Here is a 16,036-nt window from a genome sequence, read left to right on the forward strand (position 1 = left end):
CGCGGGCGGCGCTGGCCGACGCCTACCAGTACCGGCATCCCGCGCTCGAGGTCGACCTGTTCGACGCGACGTTTCCGAACCCGGTCGGCGTCGCCGCCGGCTTCGACAAGAACGCCGAAGTGACCCACGCGCTCGCGGCGCTGGGCTTCGGCTTCGTCGAAATCGGAACCGTCACGCCCTATCCGCAGGCGGGCAACGACCGGCCCCGACTCTTCCGCCTCCGAGAGGACGAGGCGATGGTCAACCGGATGGGCTTCAACGGCCAGGGGATGGAACGGGTCAAGTCGCGACTCGAGGCCGACGGCACCCCGACCGTCCCCCTCGGCGTCAACGTCGGTAAAATGAACTCCTCGAGCGAGCGCGAAGCGATCGAGGACTATCGGCGCGTCTTCGATCGGCTCTCGCCGTTCGCCGACTACGTCGTCGTGAACGTCTCCTGTCCGAACACGCCCGACGAGTTCGACGAGGGGTCGCCCGAGCACCTCCGGGCGATCTTCGAGACGCTCGAGGCCGAAAACGATCGGGACGTGCCGATCCTGGTAAAGATCGGCCCAGACGAACCCGAGGAGTCCGTCTTCGACCTGATCGACATCGTCCGGGAGTTCGATCTCGACGGCATCGTCGCGACGAACACGTCGACGAGTCGCGAGGGACTCGAGTCGCCCCGGCGCGAGGAGTGGGGCGGCCTCAGTGGGAAGCCGCTCGCGGATCGATCGACGGCTGTCGTCCGCTCGATCGCCGAGTACACGGGCGGGGACCTGCCGATCATCGGCGTCGGCGGCGTCGACTCCCCGGCGACCGCCTACGAAAAGATCAGAGCCGGCGCGTCGCTCGTCCAGTTATACACCGGCTTCGTCTACGAAGGGCCGTCGACGGCCAAGCGGATCAACCGTGGGTTAGTCGAGTTGCTCGAGCGCGACGGGTTCTCGTCGGTCGAGGACGCGGTCGGCGCGGACCTCGAGTGACTGAGCGTCGGCTGCAGTAGTGACGCCGAAGACGGTTCTCGTTCTCAGTCGAAGTGAAACCGCTCGACTGAACGGATCCCGTAGGTGGCAGAGAGGAGCCCAACGACGACTGCGAACGCACACGATACCACCGTTCCGACGGTGCGAACGATTCCCTGTGACGGACCGAACGACGATGCGATCGCGCCGGCGAAAAACGAACTGTGGCCGGCGAGCGTCGGTGCGGCGACGAGGAAGAGTACCAGCGAGTAGACGGCGAACGCAAGCGTGCTCGGAACGATGGCTTTGGTGCTCCGGGAGACGCTGACCGCATCGAACCGGGGGAATACCGCACCGATCCCGGTCGCGATCGGTCCGGCGGACACGGCGAGGACGAGTGTACTCACCGCGAGCGTGATGGTCGCACCTATCGAGTGAGGGCTCGCCAGTCCGAGGCCGACGGTTGCGACGACGGTTATCGGGCCGACGAGGAGCACACCGGCCACGACGTGCCCGCCGACGAGCGCGCGGCCGGGCGACGCACCGAGGAGCGTCGCCGGAAGGACGGCCCCTTCGTTCCCGACGACGTTGAGCGCGAACAGTGCGCCGGCGACCCACGGCCCGAAGAGTGCAACACTGAGCGGGAGTACCCGACCGATCGTCCCGGTTTGGATGGCAGTCGAAACCGGACTGACCAACAGGAAGAGCGGATAGACCGCGAACGCCAGCGTGATCGGTGCCCGCCGTGCCCGCTTCCAGTCCGCCGCGACGACGCCGAGTACCGGCTGCGGAAGGATCCTCGAGAGGCGTCCCGCCGACGAAGACGCGGACTCGGACTCGTGCACGATGTGAACGCCGTCTGCGTACCAGACGCCGGCCGCGAGTCGGGGGAGAACCACATAACTCGCGAGGAGGAACACGGTACTGGCGAGGACCGTGCCGGTGCCCCTGCTCAGGGACGCCTCGGATACCGACCCGACGAGCGCGAGGTCGCCGGACCAGCCGATCGGCGTCGGCTCGAGGACGTGATAGAGCGGTTCGAGCACGGAGGCGAACGACTGCGTGAAGAGGACGCCGAAGTACGCGAGACCGAGCAGCCCGAGCAGGACCGATCGGAGCCGCGTGAGCAGTTTCGATCGGACTCCGGCGTTCCTGACAACGAGTGCGAGTAAAAAGCCGGTTGTGAGCGCCGTCATCAGGGTCACGCAGACGGCGACGAAGAGAAAGAGTGCCGACAGCACCGATCCGGTTCCCACAGCGAACGCAAGCGATCCGCCGATACCGATCAAAACGGCGGGAGCTCCCCAGAGGACGGCCTCCGCAAACAGGAGTCCGGCTAGCAGTTCGCGGTGGGAGACGGTTGTCAGGAACCCGTCGAGTCTGTCCGGCCGGAGCGTCGTCGCGTATGCGCGATACCCGCCGAAACCGGCGATGAACAACCATACGTAGATGAATCCGGATCGGGTCAACGCCAGCGGTGTTTCGATGTCTCCGGACGCGATTGCCGTACCGAAAACGTACGCGCCCACGACTCCACCGAGCCCTATCGGGACGAGAAATAGCGCCGAAATCGCGATCGCGATCACCTGTGCCGTGTTTTCTTTCAGCACGCGCCAGCGGCGACTGAGTTCGAGGCGACCGATCGTGACGACGTGGTCCCGTGCGATCATCGCCACTGCACTGCCGCACCATGGTCGGTCGTGACCGCGAGGAACACGTCCTCGAGCGTCGGATCGGAGTCGCTCTCAACCTGCCGGGTCAGCGTTTCGGGGGCCCCCTCGGTGACGATTCGGCCGTCAGCGAGGACGCCGACGGCGTCCGCGAGTTCCTCCACAACGGAGAGAATGTGCGTCGAGAGGAAGATCGTGCGGCCCTCATCGGCCATCTCCGCGATGGCGTTCATAACCGTCCGGGCGGCTCGCGGGTCGAGCCCGCTCGTCGGCTCGTCGAGAAAGCAGACGTCGGGTTCGTGCAACAGCGCCTGAACGAGGCCGATCTTCTGGCGCATCCCCTTCGAGTACTCCTCGATCCGTTTACCGGCGTCGCCGGCCAGATCGAATCGCTCGAGCCAGGCGTCGATCCGTCGGTCGGCCTCCGGGGTGGGAATGTCTCGGAGGCGCGCGAAATAGGTGAGCTGTTCGCGGCCGGTCAGTTCGTCGAAAACCGGGGGATCCTCGGGGAGGTAGCCGATCGAGTCACGGACGGCGTCACGGTCGGTCACGGGCGCACCGACGATCCGCGCCTCGCCCGCCGACGGACGAGTGAGCGTCGTCAGCATGCGCATCGTGGTCGTCTTTCCTGCACCGTTCGGCCCGAGAAAACCGTAAACCGTTCCGTGGTCGACGGCGAGATCGACGCTGTCGACGGCGACCGTGTTCCCGAACCGTTTCCGCAGGCCGGTCGCGTCGATCGCAAACTGAGCGGCGGACATCGAAGTAGTAGGTATGTCTTCCATTTTACACATTTAAGTTTTGGCTATCGTGATGCGCATTTTCGCAGGGGAGCACGACCGATAGCGCGAGTCGGCGGGCTTCGAGGCAGTGGGAGCCATCGACGGAGCGTCACGGGGCCGAGAGGGCTCGATCAGACTGGCTCCGGATCGTCTATCGCGTCGTCGAGACCGTGGTGTTCTGCGGGCCCGACGACTTCGTCGCTTCGCTCTCCGCGGATTTCTCGCGTGCGGGACCCCTCCCGTTGTGGTTCGACGACCGGTTCGGCGTCACCGTCGGTGACGGAGAGGTACACCGACCTGAGCCGTTCGGTCGTATCGGTCGTCTCGTCCGGTTCGTCTCGCTCGTTCGGTTCGGATGCTGCGTCAGTCATGGCGAACGGACCTCACCGAGGGCAGACGGATGGAACGCGAATATAAATATAGCGGGACTTTCACGAACTGAAAACTATCGAAGAGAGGACGAAGGAAACAATCTGGAGTGAGAAACGGGATTGACCCTCGATCGAATTCCGACAGGTTGTGTGAAACTGGGGCGGACTCTCAGTCGACGTCCACGCGGGTTCCGTATCCCGACTCGCCGATCACGTCGCCGTCCTCGTAGACGACCTGGCCGCGGACGACCGTCGCGATCGCTTTCCCGGTAAAGGACTCGCCCCCGAACGGCGTCACGCAGTTCTTCGAGTGTAACTCCCCCCGGTCCTCGAGCGTCCATTCGAGATTCGGATCGACGATCGTGAAGTCGGCGTCGGTGCCGACCTGCACCGAACCCTTCTGTGGGTACATCCCCCAGACCTGCGCCGGGCGCGTCGAGTGTCGGCGGACCCACTCCTCGAGCGAGAGCCGACCCTGATCGACGAAGGTGAGCATGGCCGGAACCTCGGTCTCGAGGCCGACGAACCCCGAGATCGCGTCCCAGGTGTTCCCGAAGGGGTCGTCGACTTTCTTTTCCGCGGGCGTGTGCGGTGCGTGGTCGGTGGCGATGCAGTCGATGGCGTCGTCGTCGATACCCACTTCCCAGAGCCTGTCGTGCTCGGCAGCGTCCCGAATGGGTGGCTGGACCCGCGCGACGTTGCCCTTCTCTCGCATGACGTCCTCGGTGAACCAGAGGTAGTGGGGCGTCGTCTCAGCGGTGACGTCGACCCCGCGATTCTTCCCGCGGCCGACGGCCTCGGCCGCCGATCCCGACGAGACGTGGAACATGTGAATCCTCGCGCCGGTCTCCTCGGCGAAGGTGATCATCCGCTCGACGGCCTCCCGCTCGGCGATCACGGGTCGCGAGCGGGAGTGATCGATCGGCTCGTTCCTCCCTTCGGCCTTGAAGCGTTCCGTGTAGTGATCGATGATCTCGCCGTTTTCCTCGTGAAAACCCAGCCGTTTGCCCGTCTCGCGGATCTTCTCCATCGCCTCGAGTATCTCGCCGTCGTTCGGCGGCGGGACGTCGCCGACCGTCGAGCCGAGGAAGACCTTGAACCCGAGCGGGCCGACCTCGTCGATGTCCGGAATGAGATCGAGATTCTCCGAGGTGACGACCGCGTAACTCTGAAAGTCGACGTGGGCCGAGGCCTCACCGCGCTCGAATTTGAGCTCGAGATTCGCGGGGCTGTCGATGACTGGATCCGTATTCGGCATCCCGACGACGGTCGTCACGCCGCCGGCGGCCGCCGCCCGCGTCGCGGACTCCCAGTCTTCCTTGTACTCGAGGCCGGGCTCACGGTTGTGGATGTGGCAGTCGACAATTCCGGGGACCAGCACGTTCCCCTCGGCGTCGAGGACGCGATCGGCGTCCGGAAGCCGGTCGCTCCGGCCGACGGCGACGATTCGTCCGTCCTCGACGGCGACGCCCGCGTCGGGCGTCCGGCCCGCGGGCGTGACGACGGTACTGTTACGCACGACGAGATCCACGGTCATTGGCGTGGAATTGCCGAGGACCGCGCATATAGCTTCCCCAAACGGCTCGAGTCCCGGGACACCGAGTAGTGACGCGGAACCCGTCTAGCACGGATGGCGCACGAAAAACCGATCGGGATTTTAGATCGAAGAATTACCCGCTGTAAGCAGTTCCTACCGCTTGATCGAGCGCGGGAAACCCGGAGGTACGAATCGGATACTAAACAGCGAGGTGCTGGTAGCGAGGCGCGATGGACTCGCCAGCGATTCGCGACAGCACGGTGCTCGTGACCGGCGGCGCGGGCTTTATCGGCAGCCACCTCGTCGAGGCGCTGACGCCCCACAACGAGGTCAGGGTCCTCGACGACTTCACGACCGGCGACCGAACTCACCTCCCCGACGACGTGACGGTGATCGAGGGCGACATTCGGGACCCGATCGCGCTGCAGCAGGCGGCCCGCGGCGTCGACGTGATCTTCCACCACGCCGCACTCGTCAGCGTCGAACGGAGCGTCGACGCACCTCGACAGAGCAATCGCACGAACCTCGAGGCGAGTCTACTGGTTCTCGAGCAGGCCCGCCAGGAGGACGCCCGGGTCGTCGTCGCCTCGAGCGCGGCGGTCTACGGACACCCCGAAGAGCTGCCGGTCAGCGAAACGACGCCGACGAACCCGACCTCGCCCTACGGCGTCCAGAAGCTTGCGCTCGACCAGTATACCCGCCTCTACGAGGAGCTGTACGATCTGCCGACCGTAGCGTTGCGCTATTTCAACGCCTACGGCCCGCGCCAGCGGGGGCCCTACAGCGGCGTAATTTCGACGTTCCTCGAGCAGGCGCGGGCGGGCGAGCCGATCACGGTCGAGGGGGACGGCGAGCAGAGTCGCGACTTCGTTCACGTGAGCGACGTCGTCCGGGCGAACCTGCGGGCGGCGACGACCGACGCGGTCGGCGAGGCGTTCAACATCGGGACGGGCCAGCGAACGACGATTCTGGAGCTCGCCGAGATCGTCCGGGATGCGACCGGATCGTCCTCGCCGATCGTCCACCGAGATGCTCGTCCCGGCGATATCAGACACAGCGGCGCGGACACCACGAAGGCGACGCGCGAACTCGAGTTCGGCGCCCGAATCGATCTCGAGTCCGGAATCCGTTCGCTGGTCGACGGGGGCGAGCGGCCACCGCTCGAGGAAGACGCTGGCACGCTACTGGAGTCGAACCGGGAGCACGGTTCGTACAGTTGATTCGGTCGATATCACGGTACGATTCGTATCCGCCGATGTGTCGGGCCGCTAAATCGGTGCGACACCGAGACGGATGACGCCGAGACGAGCACATTACTCGCTCGTGTTTGATTCGTGGACAGTCACGCCAATATTTTATTACTCTCTAAATCCAGAACGGATCCGAACTAACCGTTCGAAACGTCCGGACGAGTTTATTCGGTCCGTCGAACAAAGACTGCCTATACCATGACTGGCGAGTATTCAGCGGCGCTGATCGCGGATCGAGTCGATCGACGCCCGCCATCGATAGGGAACGACTGTCCGGGCCCCATCGCGAAATCCCACTGGCGCCGACGGATCGAAATCGGTCAGTCGGGCGGAATTCACGTTCTGGAAGAGATATAGATAATGTACTAACAGCACATGGATTATAAAAAGCGATTTGTAGAATGGTCACGACGATACAGGATATGAACGACGTGAACACGGATTTTCCACAGCCATGAGTGTCCGCCGCCGAGCTCCCCGATCCATCGGCGCGCTCGTTCCGTCGACCAGTGGAGCCGTCGAGTCAACGGTGGCCACGGGCGCTCGGCCGGGGTTCGTCTCGTGGTCAACCCGGCCGCTCCAGTTGGAGGGAAGCGCCCACATCGCTGCGCTCGTCGGAATGATCGCACTCGCGCTTCTCGGAGGGATACTCGTCGCTCGGAACCGGTACGAGGAACCGGCCTCGCTCGCGGCCGGTCCCGAGACGCACCACGAGGAGTTCGTGACCGATCGAGAGCGCGTCCGACAACTCCTCCGGGAAAACGGCGGGCGGATGAAGCAGTCGAGCATCGTCGACTCCGTCGACTGGTCGAAAGCGAAGGTCAGTCGGCTGCTCGCAGACCTCGAGGAGGACGAACAGATCACGAAACTGCGTCTCGGACGGGAGAACCTGGTCTGTCTGCCGGGTCACGAACCGACGGCATCGAAATCGCCCGAACAGGTGAACGACGATTAATCACACTTCATTCTGACAGCGGGGCGCGATCCGCGTGTGGTGTACCGGTTCTCGCTGCCGGTGCCGAGTGTCATGGAGCTGACCGTCGACCGTTCCTATCAGCAATCGTTGTTTTCCGCGAGCGAATCCGACACTGAATACGCCACTGCTGGGCCGTAGTATCCGATTTCTCGCGTAATGGTTCCGCTGGTTTATCCCCCGAAGCAACGACGAAATTGATGCCTTCACGGCAACCATGAACGCACGCAATCAGTTGCTCGTCGTACTAACCGCGCTGATGCTCGTTTGCTCGAGCGGGGCGATGGTCACAGCCGCGACATCCGGTGACACCATCGATCAGAGCAGCGAGGCCAGCGCGAACGAGTACGACTCAGCGAACAATACGACAAACGAAACGGCAGACGACGCGCAGAACGAGGCTGCCACGGGGATCGACGGAAACGAGACGGCCCCCGGCGACGGTGACGCCGAACTCGACAACGAAACCGCGGACAACGGCTCCCAGCCCGCGTACGTGACGTTCGAGGATCAGACGACCGAGGGCGAGACGGTCGTCGTCGAGAACGTCACGCTCGCGAACCCCGGTTTCGTGACGATCCACGATAGCAGCCTCCTCGTTGGAGACGTCTTCGAGAGCGTCATCGGCACGTCGGCGTATCTCGAGGCCGGCACGCACGAACAGGTCGAAGTCACCCTCGACGAACCGCTCGAGGAAGACGAGACCCTGACTGCGATGCCCCATCGCGATACGAACGACAACCAGACGTACGATTTCGTCGAATCGGAAGGGCAGTTTGACGGGCCCTTCCTCACGGCCGACGACAATCCGGTGATCGACGAAGCGGTGGTCACCGTCGAGGGAGCGGCCGATGGGGAGTCGGTCGAGGATAACGAGACCGACGATAACGTCACTGACGAAGAACCGACCGATAACGTCACTGACGAACCGGTTGACGACAACAAAACCGACGACAACGTCACTGACGAACCGACTGATAACGTCACCGACGAACCGGTCGACGACAACAAAACCGACGAAAACGTCACTGACGAAGAACCGACCGATAACGTCACCGACGAACCGGTCGACGACAACGAGACCGATGACTGCCCCGTCGACGACAACGAAACCGACGAGGACGAGCTAGCTGACGACAACGAAACTGACGATGGTCTCGTCGACGACAACGAAACCGAAGAACCGGTTGACGACAACGAAACTGACGATGGCCTTGTCGACGACAACGAAACCGACGATGGCCTCGTCGACAACAACGAAACCGAAGAACCGATTGACGACAACGAAACTGACGATGGTCTCGTTGACGACAACGAAACCGACGAGGACGAGCTAGCTGACGACAACGAAACCGACGATGGCCTCGTCGACGATAATGAAACCGAAGAACCGGTTGACGACAACGAAACTGACGAAGACGAGTTGGACGGCGAAGAGCCAGCCGACGAGATGCCGATGGAGGAACTACCGGTCGATGGTGACGGACAACCGATCTTCGTCACCGTCGAGAATCTCACCATCGAGAACCTGAACGTCGAGAACGTGTCCGTTTACGTGTTCGTCGTCGGTGAAGACGTCGACAGTGACGAAATCGTAGACCAGATCGACAACGTCACCGACGGTGAGATGCCGGCCGATGACAACGAAACTGCGGATAACGTTACTGACGACAACGAAACGGACGAGAACATCACACCGATTGACGACAACGAGACTGAGGATAACGTCACCGACGACAACGAATCGGAGGATACCCTCACGCCGATCGACGACAACGAAACTGAGGATAACGAATCAGAGGATAACCTCACGCCAATCGACGACAACGAGACTGAGGACAACGTCACCGACGACAACGAGTCGGAGGATACCCTCACACCGATCGACGACAACGAATCAGAGGATAACCTCACCGACGACAACGAATCAGAGGATAACCTCACACCGATCGACGACAACGAAACTGAGGACAACCTCACCGACGACAACGAGTCGGAGGACAACCTCACCGACGACAACGAGTCGGAGGACAACCTCACCGACGACAACGAGTCGGAGGACAACCTCACCGACGACAACGAGTCGGAGGATACCCTCACACCGATCGACGACAACGAAACTGAGGATAACGCCACCGACGACGCGGCGGCAGCCGAATCCTTCAATGTCACCGATCTCGAGGCGCCCAGCAGCGCCGCGATCGGTGAGAACATCACCGTGACGGCGAACGTCTCGAACCCCACGGACGAGGAACGCACCGAGGCGGTCCAGTACCGTCTCGACGGTGACCTCGTCACCGAGCAGAACGTGACCCTCGAGAGTGGCGCGAGCGAGGACGTCGAGTTCGAGGTCAACACCAGTGATCTCGAGGCCGGCGAGTACGTCCAGATGGTGCTGTCGGACGAATCCGGTGAGGTCGCGACCCTCGAGCTGACCGAGGAAACCGAGGAGGCTGACACCGGTATCGACAACGAAACGGACGAGTCCGAAACCGAAGACACCGGACTCGACAACGAGACGAACGAGACTGAAACCGGACTCAACGAGACCGAAGACGGTCTCAACGACACCGGTGAGAACACCACCGACGGTGTGACGGCCGGCTGAGCCGACCCTGCGACTGTGACCAGGTTCGGTAGCGAACGGCCGACCGATCCAACGGACGGCGCGTCTTTTCTCGCCGTCGCAGCGAGCGTCGCGACGGTATGCTGTCGTTCGCTCGGCGGGCGACGACACTCGATTCGGCAGTCACCAGGCATGTAGCGACGGCGTCGTACCGAACAGGCTGTCACCGACGGATAGACGGACAGGTGGTAGCGAGACGCGCGTTGAGAGCCGATCGACGGTTCGATGTCCGTCGGACGTGAGTGCCGCACCTCGTTTACCCGAGCAGCCGATAGAGGCCGCTCGCAGCGACGGCGAGAAACAGTAGCACGCTCGAGAGCACCGGATCGATGCTCGAGACGACCGGCAGTCCGAGGCCGGCGAGCGCGATGATCGCGAGCCCGAGGAGGCAGAGCCCGAGGTGGAGCCGCAAGACGCGCGAGTGGTCGTCGTTGTGTCCGTCGACGTACTGGAGGACCTCGTCGAAGTGACGACCGGGCTGGATCGTCTTCGCATCGGAGTCGTACTCGATTACTGCGTCTTCCTCGAGTTGGGGGAGATGCGTCTGTTGGAGGGAAACGTAGACGCTCTTGTAGAGGTTGTTCGGGACGGGCGTGGTATCGGATTCCGTCGCAGCGATCTCGTTCGCGACATCGGAGACGTCGATCTGTCCGCCTTCCTCCGCGAGCAGCTGGACGATAGCCCGCCGTCTATCGTTACCGAGGATGTGAAATACCTCGCTCTCCTCGAGCGGCTCAGTTCTGTTCGTTTGAACTGACATCGATCAGATAGAAAGGGCAAGGGTACTCGAACGGCCGTCCACCACCTGTGACCATGTCTCCCCATTTCACCCACCACTAACTTTAACTTTTGCAGGTTACGCCATCGCTCGAGTCGGACCGTGTGATCTGGATCCGCGTGACGGGGAGTAAGAGACGGATACAGTCACTCAACCATCGGTTCCGCCCACCGGTCACATCGTGTCCGGAAGACGTGACAAACGGCGCGGACGGAGGCGGGAGAAAACCCTCGAGTCGACGAACGTATCGTCCTCTCGTCTCGAGGGCGGACAGGAGAGGGGTAATGTCGAAACGAAAAACGGAGCGGGCCGAAGGCAATCAGTCGCCTGGGAGATGACCGCCGGATTGCATCTCCCGATAGGTCGTACAGGATGGACAGCCGTGGACGATGTCGCCGTTGTCACCGAAGACGCGCGCGAACTGCTGCGTTACGTGCGTTCCGCAGTTTCGACATCGAGCACCGGCTGTCGACGATTCCATGGGCTTCCAGTCGTGTTGTGTGGAGTTCATGGGTTGTAGGGGGTGTACTCGGACGGATACGATCGGGGACGCCGCCGGCCGGATGGACCGACCGCCGGAGTCGATCCGGTCGCGACGCGGCAGATCTGCCACGATACCCGTCCGGGCATCATCGTATCGAGGGGAGCAATCGTGAATAAAGGACGTTGACCGTTCACTCGAGAAGCCGGTCTGAGAACCGGGAAACAATCGGTTTCCGAGCAGCGTGACCCCGTAGAAGCGCCGATGCCGACGTGTAGTCGAATACTCGTCGATCGACCTCAACCAGAATTCAGCCGTATTAGGTAGTCAAACCGGGTATTGACCGGTTCGTGGAATCGACGAAAGCTGTACTTTCCGGATCGAAATACGATCTTACGTCGCGGAACGAAATGGCGACCGAGGATAAGGGACATCGTTATAAAATACCACTATCGCTTACCGATCTTTGTGCTGGAATGTAATGGTGGAACCTCCGACAGTGGTGGTCCAGCGACAGCCCCTCTCGAATCGGCACCTCTCACACAGAGCGAACAGACCCGACCCGTCCTGAACGGGTGACCACGACTATGTCAACGCAAGCAAGTAACACGCGATCCGAGTCGACTGCCAATCCATCGGCCAAACTCGATGTCCTCGGTGACGACTGCGCACGGACGATCCTCATCGCCACGAGCGAAGGGCCGAAGACGGCAAAGGAACTGACGAAACGAACGGACAGCTCGTCGGCAACGGTCTATCGACGAATCAACAATCTCCTCGAGAGCGATCTTCTGGCGGAGTGCGTGCGGTTCGAGAACGACGGTTCCCATACGACCGCCTACGAGACGACCGTCGACGCCCTTCGCGTTCGGATCGACGCGGACGGCATCAACGTCGCCGTCTCTGATAGCGACGGCTGATCGGCATTGGACGGGTCACGGATGTGGTGTCTGTCTGCCCGGTGAAACGATTGGTTCTGACACCGCTGATGACCGCCTCGAGTGTCGCCTCGATCGACGCTTCCGAGATCGAGTACCGTTCGTGAATGTGTAGTTACGCGCGAGTAATACCGTACGAAATGACGGAACGGCCACTGTATGAGACGGATAACAAATATCTATTCACTGGAACGGTCAGTGTGATTGAGCAATGCACGATCTGACCGGCTTCCAGCGCGACCTCCTGTACGTGATCGCAGGTGCCGACCGACCGTCGGGGCAGACCGTCAAAGACGAAGTCGAGAAGTACTACAGCTCGGAGATCAACCACGGACGGTTGTATCCGAATCTGGACACGCTCGTCAACAAGGAACTGGTCGAGAAGGGACAACTCGACAGACGAACGAACTACTACGCGATCACTGATGCCGGTCGACAGCAGATCGAAGATCGTCGGGAGTGGGAGGGACAGTACATCGACTTCTAGGGCGACAGGTGGCCCCCGACGGCGGAGGATAGCGAGTACAGTCGGTCTCACAGTACCCCGTCGATCTCGCACCGGACGACAGTTTTCACCCTCGCGGTAACGCGGCCATAACAAAGCACGGAAGAGTGTATCGCTCCAACGAAAATGGCACTCGTCTTGTCCGCACAGGGATCGAACGTTGCACGACAAACCCCGGTGGATCGTCGATGAGTCATCGAACGAGTAGTCGGACGCGGTTCGAGTTCGTTCGCTGGTACCCGTTCGATCTCGCGGCCGTCTCGATCGGCGCGGTACTGGCGTTCCTGATCGTGACGGCGTTCGGGTCCGGAGACGGCCTTCGATTGTTCGTTACGATGCCGCTTGCACTGTTTCTTCCGGGCTACGCGCTCGTTTCGGTCCTGTTTCCGGCCCGCGAGCGGGACGCGCGGGAAACGGCGGCGACAGCCGCCGAGGCCCGTCCCCGCGGAATCGACGTCACCGAACGCGTCGGTCTGGGATTCGTCCTCTCGCTCGCGATCGTTCCGCTGGCCGTGCTGCTATTGCCGATCACCGGCTGGGGGCTGACCGCTGCATCGGTCGCAGCGGCGCTCGCTCTCGTGACGGTCGTCGCCGCCCAACTGGGCGTCGTGCGCCGGCTCCGAACTCCGGACGCCGAACGGTTCAGCGTCTCTCCGATCTCGAGTCTGGGGCGTCTCCGCGGCGACGATAGTGCGGTCGCGACGGCGTCGTCGGTACTGCTCGTGGTCGCGATCGGAACGGCGGTCGGCGCGTTACTCGTTGGATTTTTGCTGCCCGTGGCGGGTGGTGGGTACACCGAGCTCGCGCTGTACAGCGAAGACGAAGACGGCGAACTGGTCGCTGGCGCGCTGCCGAGCGAGGTCGGTCCGGGCGAGTCGATCCCGGTAACCGTCTCGATCGAAAACCAGGAGGGTGACCAACAGCGCTACACGGTCGTAGTCCAAGAACAGGTCATCGAAGACGGTGAGGTGGTCGAACGGACGGAGTTACGACGGATCGACACGACCGTCTCGGACGGCGCGACCGCGAGCGGGGAACGATCGGTGACGCCGACGGCCGAACCCGGCGAAACGGTCCGGATCAGTATGTTGCTCTATCAGGGCGAGCCACCGGCCACACCGACGAACGAAAACGCTGCGGAGGAGACCCACTTCTGGGTGGAAGTGACCGGAGAATAACGACTCCCGTAGGGGATTGCCGCCGTGGACGTGACCCGATCGAGGATGGTATCGAATTCCGAGGGGAAGGCACTCCGTTTTGCGGCACGTTCGACGCGTTCGATGCCGACGAAACACCGATTTACTGCCTCGAGACAGCGGTATCAACTCGAGTCGGAAGCGACCCCTTCGAGACGGCGGGGACGAATCAGCCAGCGACGGGACGGACGGCTGTCGTCCGGCGAATGGTCTGCGTCTCACACTGACTCGAAATGGAGTCGAGACGCGCTGAGATGGCCAGAGGGGAGGGGACCGGCGCGAATGGAATTGGCGAGGATAGCGAACGACGACGGAAGTCGGGCGCTGAAAACGTTCTACCGGCTCGCGAAGCCGAACGGAAGGTCCAGATCCGGACGGCGGGAGACGTGTTGTACCGCCGAGAGGGCGAGGACGACGAGACAGATCGTCAGCGCGACGACCGGTGCCAGACCGGTCGTCAGGGGACCGACTGCGAGCAACGACAGTCCGAGTGCGACGACGCCGACCGCCGTCACCGCCGCGTAGATGTGATGCCACGCCCGATCGTTCTCGAGGTGGCGGTCGAGGTACGGCTCGAACCGCTCCTCGCTCGGCAGCAGTTCGATCTTGTGCCCGTCGGGATCCCAGTCGACGATGCCGTGGTCCTCGAGCATCGGCAGATGGGTCTGGTACAGCGAGATGTACACTCGCCGGCGCTGGGTTCGAGTCACGTCGTCGGGCACGGTGTCGTTCTCCCACGCGGCGACCTGCTGGACGAGCGGCGCGAGATCGCAAGTGCCGCCCTGTCGTTTGAGGTACTGTACCGCTCGCCGTCGCCGTGCGTTGCTGAAGACGTCGAATAGCTCGGCTTGCGTAAGTTCTGTCTCAGACATGTCTGCTCTCGTCGTGTCGTCTCGAGTCCCGGTTCCGTCTGACGGGTGTAGTCGAATGCCTCACACCAGCGAATGCCATATTGTGTCACTTTACTATCGCTCGGCTACCCGTGGGAAAGGGAATTGTACCAGTTGGCGTCCATGACAGACGGGAAACTCGATGTTTCAGCGTTCAAGCCCGGTATGTACACTCGTCCACGACCGCGAGCGACCGGCTCACGACGATGACGGGGAGTACCTCCCGACGAGGCCGTAGTACGTGACTACGGACCCTGCAAGCCGGGGATAACAAAGCCTCGCTACCGGCTGTTTCAGCACGATTACCCACGCGGGTATCGATTGACTATGAAACGAATACGCGACCGACCACGACGCCGAGTAGCGGCTCGAGCACACGCCACGATCCACCGTCGCGGTCGCTCGAGCGACGTCCGGGGGAGCCGCGACGACGGAGGCGAACCACAATGAGCGAAGCGGTACGAGAGGTCGTCCGCGGCGACGGCTGTACGATCAACGCCGACGCGACGGTCGGCTACGGCGAGTTCGACGAGCCGACTCGGATCGGCGAGGACGCGACGATCCGGGCCGGCTCGATCGTCTACGGCGACGTGACGATCGGCGACGAGTTCGCGACCGGACACGACGTCCTCGTCCGCGAAGGGACGACGATCGGTGACGACGTGCTCGTCGGAACCAAGACGGTCATCGACGGACAGACGACGATCGGCTCGCACGTCAGCCTCCAGACCAACGTCTACGTCCCGACCGAGACGACGATCGGCAACAACGTCTTCGTCGGTCCGGGCGCGGTGCTGACCAACGACGAGTATCCCGTCCGGACCGACGACGGACTCGAGGGGCCGACGATCGAGGACGGCGCGTCGATCGGCGCGAACGCGACGCTGTTGCCCGGCGTCACGATCGGCGAGAACGCGTTCGTCGCCGCCGGGGCCGTGGTGACGGACGACATCCCTGCCGATAGTCTGGCCGTCGGCACGCCAGCGACCGTTCAGGAGCTACCGGACCCGCTCGAGGGGGCGAACCAGCTCGCATGACGGACACCGAAACGAACCCCGAAGCCGAGACGGGCATCGACGCCGGAACCGGGCCGAA

15 protein-coding genes are annotated in these 16,036 nt (G+C 62.6%); 8 read left to right on the top strand and 7 right to left on the bottom strand.

Annotation, left to right across the window (positions count from 1 at the left end):
- Positions 1-965: quinone-dependent dihydroorotate dehydrogenase (locus PGX04_RS19330; protein ID WP_273740004.1), on the top strand; the 965-nt coding region annotated here is incomplete at its 5' end.
- A 44-nt stretch (positions 966-1,009) separates the two neighbouring features.
- On the opposite strand, the gene PGX04_RS19335 is transcribed toward PGX04_RS19330, so the two are convergent.
- The 4 genes from PGX04_RS19335 to allB form a co-directional block, all read right to left on the bottom strand.
- The gene (locus PGX04_RS19335; RefSeq protein WP_273740005.1) at positions 1,010-2,614 is read right to left on the bottom strand and encodes a hypothetical protein; all 1,605 of its coding nucleotides are present in this window, start codon (positions 2,612-2,614) and stop codon (positions 1,010-1,012) included.
- Entirely contained in the window at positions 2,611-3,375 is a 765-nt protein-coding gene (locus PGX04_RS19340; RefSeq protein WP_273740006.1) for an ABC transporter ATP-binding protein, read from the bottom strand. The genes PGX04_RS19335 and PGX04_RS19340 overlap by 4 nt, the downstream gene beginning before the upstream one ends.
- Before the next feature lie 152 nt (positions 3,376-3,527).
- A complete protein-coding gene (locus PGX04_RS19345) occupies positions 3,528-3,767 on the bottom strand; it encodes a hypothetical protein (RefSeq protein ID WP_273740007.1) in 240 nt (79 codons plus the stop codon).
- A gap of 169 nt (positions 3,768-3,936) precedes the next feature.
- Entirely contained in the window at positions 3,937-5,304 is a 1,368-nt protein-coding gene (gene allB / locus PGX04_RS19350; RefSeq protein WP_273740008.1) for an allantoinase AllB, read from the bottom strand.
- Between the two features lie 230 nt (positions 5,305-5,534).
- Between allB and PGX04_RS19355 the strand changes: the two genes are divergently transcribed.
- The 3 genes from PGX04_RS19355 to PGX04_RS19365 all read left to right on the top strand — a co-directional run bounded on the left by PGX04_RS19355 (position 5,535) and on the right by PGX04_RS19365 (position 10,135).
- The gene (locus PGX04_RS19355; protein ID WP_273740009.1) at positions 5,535-6,524 is read left to right on the top strand and encodes an NAD-dependent epimerase/dehydratase family protein; all 990 of its coding nucleotides are present in this window, start codon (positions 5,535-5,537) and stop codon (positions 6,522-6,524) included.
- 484 nt (positions 6,525-7,008) lie between these two features.
- A complete protein-coding gene (locus PGX04_RS19360) occupies positions 7,009-7,509 on the top strand; it encodes a helix-turn-helix transcriptional regulator (protein ID WP_273740010.1) in 501 nt (166 codons plus the stop codon).
- A 235-nt stretch (positions 7,510-7,744) separates the two neighbouring features.
- Entirely contained in the window at positions 7,745-10,135 is a 2,391-nt protein-coding gene (locus PGX04_RS19365; RefSeq protein ID WP_273740011.1) for a DUF7282 domain-containing protein, read from the top strand.
- Between the two features lie 274 nt (positions 10,136-10,409).
- Here the strand turns inward: PGX04_RS19365 and PGX04_RS19370 are convergent, their stop codons facing one another.
- Together PGX04_RS19370 and PGX04_RS19375 are read right to left on the bottom strand one after the other, a co-directional pair.
- On the bottom strand, positions 10,410-10,913 hold the full coding sequence (locus tag PGX04_RS19370) for a DUF7344 domain-containing protein (RefSeq protein WP_273740012.1): 504 nt from the start codon (positions 10,911-10,913) through the stop codon (positions 10,410-10,412).
- A gap of 337 nt (positions 10,914-11,250) precedes the next feature.
- Positions 11,251-11,412, bottom strand: a complete 162-nt coding sequence (locus PGX04_RS19375) for a DUF7563 family protein (protein ID WP_007109247.1) — start codon at positions 11,410-11,412, stop codon at positions 11,251-11,253.
- Positions 11,413-11,999: 587 nt separating this feature from the next.
- Between PGX04_RS19375 and PGX04_RS19380 the strand changes: the two genes are divergently transcribed.
- The 3 genes from PGX04_RS19380 (at position 12,000) to PGX04_RS19390 (ending at position 14,033) form a co-directional block, all read left to right on the top strand.
- Positions 12,000-12,332, top strand: a complete 333-nt coding sequence (locus tag PGX04_RS19380; RefSeq protein WP_273740014.1) for a winged helix-turn-helix domain-containing protein — start codon at positions 12,000-12,002, stop codon at positions 12,330-12,332.
- Positions 12,333-12,561: 229 nt separating this feature from the next.
- Positions 12,562-12,837: a PadR family transcriptional regulator gene (locus tag PGX04_RS19385; protein ID WP_098726399.1), complete on the top strand. Its 276-nt coding sequence runs from the start codon at positions 12,562-12,564 to the stop codon at positions 12,835-12,837.
- Positions 12,838-13,043: 206 nt separating this feature from the next.
- Positions 13,044-14,033 (top strand): DUF1616 domain-containing protein, encoded by a 990-nt coding sequence (locus tag PGX04_RS19390; protein WP_273740015.1) that lies wholly within the window; start codon positions 13,044-13,046, stop codon positions 14,031-14,033.
- Between the two features lie 353 nt (positions 14,034-14,386).
- Here PGX04_RS19390 and PGX04_RS19395 read toward each other — a convergent pair whose 3' ends face one another.
- Positions 14,387-14,923 (bottom strand): DUF7344 domain-containing protein, encoded by a 537-nt coding sequence (locus tag PGX04_RS19395; protein WP_273740016.1) that lies wholly within the window; start codon positions 14,921-14,923, stop codon positions 14,387-14,389.
- A 464-nt stretch (positions 14,924-15,387) separates the two neighbouring features.
- On the opposite strand from PGX04_RS19395, the gene PGX04_RS19400 reads away from it, so the two are divergent.
- Positions 15,388-15,978 carry an acyltransferase gene (locus tag PGX04_RS19400; RefSeq protein ID WP_273740017.1) on the top strand — a complete coding sequence of 197 codons (591 nt, stop codon included), beginning with the start codon at positions 15,388-15,390 and terminating at the stop codon, positions 15,976-15,978.
- The last annotated feature ends 58 nt before the right edge of the window (positions 15,979-16,036 follow it).

The organism is Natrinema soli (assembly GCF_028618695.1).

Excerpts from the sequence above, each read along its gene's own strand:
- PGX04_RS19335 (WP_273740005.1), bottom strand. The coding sequence starts at position 2,614 with ATGATCGCACGGGACCACGTCGTCACGATCGGTCGCCTCGAACTCAGT.
- PGX04_RS19340 (WP_273740006.1), bottom strand. The coding sequence starts at position 3,375 with ATGTCCGCCGCTCAGTTTGCGATCGACGCGACCGGCCTGCGGAAACGG.
- PGX04_RS19345 (WP_273740007.1), bottom strand. The coding sequence starts at position 3,767 with ATGACTGACGCAGCATCCGAACCGAACGAGCGAGACGAACCGGACGAG.
- allB (WP_273740008.1), bottom strand. The coding sequence starts at position 5,304 with ATGACCGTGGATCTCGTCGTGCGTAACAGTACCGTCGTCACGCCCGCG.
- PGX04_RS19355 (WP_273740009.1), top strand. The coding sequence starts at position 5,535 with ATGGACTCGCCAGCGATTCGCGACAGCACGGTGCTCGTGACCGGCGGC.
- PGX04_RS19360 (WP_273740010.1), top strand. The coding sequence starts at position 7,009 with ATGAGTGTCCGCCGCCGAGCTCCCCGATCCATCGGCGCGCTCGTTCCG.
- PGX04_RS19365 (WP_273740011.1), top strand. The coding sequence starts at position 7,745 with ATGAACGCACGCAATCAGTTGCTCGTCGTACTAACCGCGCTGATGCTC.
- PGX04_RS19370 (WP_273740012.1), bottom strand. The coding sequence starts at position 10,913 with ATGTCAGTTCAAACGAACAGAACTGAGCCGCTCGAGGAGAGCGAGGTA.
- PGX04_RS19375 (WP_007109247.1), bottom strand. The coding sequence starts at position 11,412 with ATGGAATCGTCGACAGCCGGTGCTCGATGTCGAAACTGCGGAACGCAC.
- PGX04_RS19380 (WP_273740014.1), top strand. The coding sequence starts at position 12,000 with ATGTCAACGCAAGCAAGTAACACGCGATCCGAGTCGACTGCCAATCCA.
- PGX04_RS19385 (WP_098726399.1), top strand. The coding sequence starts at position 12,562 with ATGCACGATCTGACCGGCTTCCAGCGCGACCTCCTGTACGTGATCGCA.
- PGX04_RS19390 (WP_273740015.1), top strand. The coding sequence starts at position 13,044 with ATGAGTCATCGAACGAGTAGTCGGACGCGGTTCGAGTTCGTTCGCTGG.
- PGX04_RS19395 (WP_273740016.1), bottom strand. The coding sequence starts at position 14,923 with ATGTCTGAGACAGAACTTACGCAAGCCGAGCTATTCGACGTCTTCAGC.
- PGX04_RS19400 (WP_273740017.1), top strand. The coding sequence starts at position 15,388 with ATGAGCGAAGCGGTACGAGAGGTCGTCCGCGGCGACGGCTGTACGATC.